Annotated in this window: 3 protein-coding genes; all 3 read left to right on the plus strand. The window is 71.7% G+C overall.

All coding sequences use genetic code 11. The features are described from left to right. A partial coding sequence (locus E2E34_RS31130; RefSeq protein WP_439333699.1) for a bifunctional FO biosynthesis protein CofGH occupies window positions 1-2,638 on the plus strand: 2,638 nt, incomplete at its 5' end. A 218-nt stretch (window positions 2,639-2,856) separates the two neighbouring features. Then, on the plus strand, window positions 2,857-3,366 hold the full coding sequence (locus E2E34_RS31135) for an NfeD C-terminal domain-containing protein (RefSeq protein WP_138905204.1): 510 nt from the start codon (window positions 2,857-2,859) through the stop codon (window positions 3,364-3,366). A 266-nt stretch (window positions 3,367-3,632) separates the two neighbouring features. After that, entirely contained in the window at window positions 3,633-5,057 is a 1,425-nt protein-coding gene (locus E2E34_RS31140; protein WP_138905205.1) for a flotillin family protein, read from the plus strand. Window positions 5,058-5,081 lie beyond the last annotated feature (24 nt).

Raw genomic sequence — 5,081 nt, forward strand, 5'->3', positions numbered from 1 at the left:
CCCCACCCCCACCGGCATGCGCCGCGCTCTCAGGCGGGCCCGGGACGGGGTCGCGCTCGACACCGCCGAGGCCGCCGTGCTCCTCCAGGCGCGCGGTGACGACCTCCGCGACCTCGCCGCCTCCGCCGCGCGCGTGCGGGACGCGGGGCTGGAGGCGGTGGGGCGGGCCGGCGTCATCACGTACTCGCGCAAGGTCTTCATCCCGCTCACCCGCCTGTGCCGCGACAAGTGCCACTACTGCACCTTCGTCACCGTCCCCGGCAAGCTCCGCCGCGCCGGCCACGGCATGTTCCTCTCCCCCGACGAGGTGCTCGACATCGCCCGGCGCGGCGCCGAGCTGGGCTGCAAGGAAGCCCTCTTCACCCTCGGCGACCGCCCCGAGGACCGGTGGCCCGAGGCGCGGGAGTGGCTGGAGGCGGAGGGGTACGACGACACCCTCGCGTACGTCCGCGCCATGGCCATCCGCGTCCTGGAGGAGACAGGGCTCCTGCCCCACCTCAATCCGGGCGTCATGTCCTGGGCCGACCTCCAGCGGCTCAAGCCCGTCGCGCCCTCGATGGGCATGATGCTGGAGACGACCGCCACCCGCCTGTGGTCCGAGCCCGGCGGCCCGCACCACGGCTCGCCCGACAAGGAGCCCGCCGTACGCCTGCGGGTCCTGGAGGACGCCGGGCGGTCCAACGTCCCCTTCACGACCGGTCTGCTCATCGGCATCGGCGAGACGTACGAAGAGCGCGCCCACTCCCTCTTCGAGCTCCGCAGGACCGCCCGCGCCTACCACGGCATCCAGGAAGTCATCGTCCAGAACTTCCGCGCCAAGCCGGACACCGCCATGCGCGGCATGCCCGACGCCGAGCTGGAGGAGCTGGCCGCCGCGATCGCCGTGGCCCGCCACATCCTCGGGCCGGCCGCCCGCATCCAGGCCCCGCCGAACCTCGTCGACTCCGAGTACGCCCTGCTCATCGGTTCCGGCATCGACGACTGGGGTGGCGTCTCGCCCCTCACTCCCGACCACGTGAACCCCGAGCGCCCCTGGCCGCACATCGACGAACTCGCCGCCAGGACCGCCGCCGCCGGGTTCGAGCTGCGGGAACGGCTGACCATCTACCCGGAGTTCGTCCAACGCGGCGAGCCCTGGCTGGACCCCCGTCTCCTCCCGCACGTACGGGCGCTCGCCGATCCGGAGACCGGGCTGGCCCGTACGGACGTACGCCCCACCGGCCTCCCGTGGCAGGAACCCGACGGAGGGTTCAACCCGCCAGCGGCCGCCCCCTCCACTACCGCGGCCCCGTTCGCCACCGCTGCCCCATCCGCCGACGCCGGTACCGGACGCACCGACCTCCACCGCACCATCGACACCATCGGCCGGACGACCGACCGCCGTGACGACTTCGACGAGGTGTACGGCGACTGGGACGCCCTGCGCGAGGCCGCCGCGCCCGGCATGGTGCCCCAGCGCCTCGACACCGACGTGCGCCAGGCACTGAACCAGGCGGCCGACGACCCCACCCGGCTCACCGACGACGAGGCGCTCGCGCTCCTCCACGCGGACGGTCCCGCCCTGGACGCCCTCACCCGTATCGCCGACGAGCTGCGCCGGGACGTGGTCGGTGACGACGTCACGTACATCGTCACGCGCAACATCAACTTCACCAACGTCTGCTACACCGGCTGCCGCTTCTGCGCCTTCGCGCAGCGCCGCACCGACGCCGACGCGTACACGCTCTCCCTCTCCCAGGTGGCCGACCGGGCCGAGCAGGCGTGGGACGTGGGCGCGGTGGAGGTGTGCATGCAGGGCGGTATCCACCCCGACCTGCCCGGCACGGCGTACTTCGACATCGCGCGTGCCGTGAAGGAGCGCGTCCCCGGCATGCATGTGCACGCGTTCTCGCCGATGGAGGTCGTCAACGGCGCGACGCGTACCGGCATGTCGATCCGCGAGTGGCTGACGGCGGCGAAGGAGGCGGGGCTCGACTCGATCCCCGGCACCGCCGCCGAGATCCTCGACGACGAGGTGCGCTGGATCCTCACCAAGGGCAAGCTGCCGACCGCGAACTGGATCGAGGTGATCGAGACGGCGCACGAGCTCGGCATCCGGTCCTCGTCGACCATGATGTACGGGCACGTCGACCAGCCCCGCCACTGGCTCGGCCACCTGCGCACGCTGGCGCGCATCCAGCGGACGGCGCTGTCGAAGAACGTCGGCGGTTTCACGGAGTTCGTCACCCTTCCCTTCATCCACACCAACGCCCCGGTCTACCTCGCCGGCATCGCCCGCCCCGGCCCGACGAACCGCGACAACCGCGCCGTCACCGCCATGGCCCGCCTCCTGCTCCACCCGTACATCACGAACATCCAGACCAGTTGGGTGAAGCTGGGCGCGGAGGGCGCCGCCGAGATGCTGCGCTCGGGCGCGAACGACCTCGGGGGCACGCTGATGGAGGAGACCATCTCCCGGATGGCGGGCTCCGGTTACGGCTCGTACCGCTCGATCCAGGACTTGGTGGCGATCGCGGACTCCACCGGCCGCCCCTCCAGGCCCCGCACGACTCTGTACGGCGAAGTGCCCGCCGAACGCCAGCGGTGCGCCACGGCGTCGGACGGCCACCTTCCGGAACTACTGCCGGTCCTGGAGTGAACCGGGACTCGGGCTCGGAGCGGGCACCGAGCCCTGGCTCGGGTAGCGGCGAGGGCATCGACGGCATCGGCGGCGTTGTCCGGTGCCGTCGACGCTGAAGTGAAGCGGCATCAAGGGGGCGTGAAGATTGCCGGAGTCCGGCAATGCTTTCTGTCAGTCCTGCGTGAGACGATCCCTTTGGTTCAAGAGCTCGGCGCACACGGGGGAGGGCGAGCGGGATGACGGTGTTTCTCGGTCTCGGCATTGCGGGGATCGTGCTGCTGGCTCTCTCGTTGATCTTCGACGGGATTCTGGAAGGGCTTTTCGGGGGAGTCCTCGACGGCCTTTTCGACGGGCTTCTTTCACTGCCCGTCATTGCCGGGTTCATATCGATGTTCGGCTTCGGCGGTGCCATCATGCTCGGCACCACGGGGCTCGGTGCCGGGGTCGCCACGGGGGTCGGTGTGGCGGCGGGGGTGCTGGCGGGCTGGCTCGCGTGGAGGTTCAGCCGTGCGCTGATGCGCGACCAGACCGACGCCACCCCGCGCGGCACCGACCTCGTCGGCACCGCCGGGTCCGTCGTCACCGCGATTCCGGCCGACGGGTACGGCGAGGTGCTGCTGCGCCTCGGCGGCCAGCCGGTCAAGCTCGCGGCCAAGAGCGCGGTGCCCGTTGCGCGCGGCGCCGAGATCTGGGTGGAGGCGTCACTGTCGAGCACCTCTGTCGCGGTGCGCCCGGTCGAACGCTGAACGCCACACCCCGGCCGTTGCACTCCAGGCCCTGAACTCCCGACCCTGGACACGAACGCCGAACGCCGAACCCCGAACGCCCGGCGGCCGCGCGTCGGCCGGGTGTCCGGGGTGGGCAGGGCACCTGACGCCGTCACGGCGGGCGTGCCGTGGCTGTCCCGTCCCGGCGTCGACGCCCACGCCGGGGCCCATGTCCGCACACAGCTGTACCAGTCCTTCATCGCTCCAACTGCTGCCTCCCCTGGGAAGGCAGGGGGGAATGCCTCATGAGTCCAGTCGTCATCGCCGTCGTGGGAGTCGTCGTACTCCTCGTTCTGCTGGCCCTTGTCGTCATCACGCGCTACAAGGTCGCCGGCCCCAGCGAAGCGTTCATCATCACCGGCCGCCGCGGTAAGACCTCCGTCGACCCGGTCACCGGCCAGACCTCCACCGACAACAGCGGCCAGAAGGTCGTCGTCGGCGGCGGCGTCTTCGTCGTGCCGTTCGTCCAGCAGAAGTTCACGCTCGACCTCTCCAGCCGGCACATCCCGATCTCCGTCCGCGGCGCCGTCACCCTGCGCGGTGTGAAGGCCAACCTCGAAGGCGTCGCGATCGTCAAGGTCGGCGGCAGCGAGGACGCCATCCGGGCCGCGGCCCAGCGTTTCCTCCAGCAGCAGGACGGCATCGTCGGCTTCACGCAGGAAGTGCTGTCCGGCGCGCTGCGCGCCATCGTCGGCCGCATGTCGGTCGAGGACATCATCCGCGACCGCGCCGCCTTCGCCGGTCAGGTCGCCGAGGAGGCCGAGGCCAGCCTCTCCGGCCAGGGTCTGATCCTCGACGCCTTCCAGATCCAGGACATCACCACCGAGGGCTCCTACCTGGAGGACCTCGGCCGCCCCGAGGCCGCCCGCGCCCGCCAGGAGGCCGACATCGCCGAGGCGATCGCCAAGCGGGCCTCGGAGCAGGCCCGGCTGAAGGCGGCCGAGGAGATCGCCGTCGCCGAGCGGACCTTCTACCTCAAGCAGGCCGAGATCCGCGTCGAGACCGAGGCCGCCTCCGCCAAGGCCAACGCCGCCGGCCCGCTCGCCGACGCCGCGCGCCAGCAGGAAGTACTCGCCGAGCAGGAGAAGGTCGCCGAGCGCCAGGCCGCGCTGACCGACCGCGAGCTCGACACCAAGGTCCGCAAGCCCGCCGACGCCGCGCGCTACCAGGCGGAGCAGGAGGCCGAGGCCCGGCGTATCGCGCAGGTCAAGGAGGCCGAGGCGGACGCCGAGCGCTCCCGCCTCACCGGTGAGGGCGAGAAGCTGCACCGCGCGGCGCTCGCCGAGGCCGTACGCATCGAGGGCGAGGCGGAGGCGGCGGCCATCGCCGCGAAGGGTTCGGCCGAGGCCGAGGCCATGCGCAAGAAGGCCGACGCGTTCGCGCAGTACGGCGACGCGGCCGTCCTGCAGATGCTCGTCGAGGTGCTCCCGCAGGTCGTCGCCAAGGCGGCCGAGCCGATGAGCGCCATCGACAAGCTGACCGTGATCTCCACGGACGGCGCGAGCCAGCTCTCCCGTACGGTCACGGACAACTTGGCCCAGGGCATGGAGATGCTCAGCTCCACCACCGGCGTCGACCTCGCCGAGCTGCTGAAGGGCATCACCCAGCGCGGCGGCAAGCCGGCCCAGGAGCCGGCCGACGCCAACGGCAAGATCCAGATCACGGACTGAGCCGCCCCGGCTCCGCCACCGCCC

It is taken from the genome of Streptomyces albidochromogenes (genome assembly GCF_005981925.1).
GTDB lineage: Bacteria > Actinomycetota > Actinomycetes > Streptomycetales > Streptomycetaceae > Streptomyces > Streptomyces albidochromogenes.

Excerpts from the sequence above, each read along its gene's own strand:
- E2E34_RS31135 (WP_138905204.1), top strand. The coding sequence starts at position 2,857 with ATGACGGTGTTTCTCGGTCTCGGCATTGCGGGGATCGTGCTGCTGGCT.
- E2E34_RS31140 (WP_138905205.1), top strand. The coding sequence starts at position 3,633 with ATGAGTCCAGTCGTCATCGCCGTCGTGGGAGTCGTCGTACTCCTCGTT.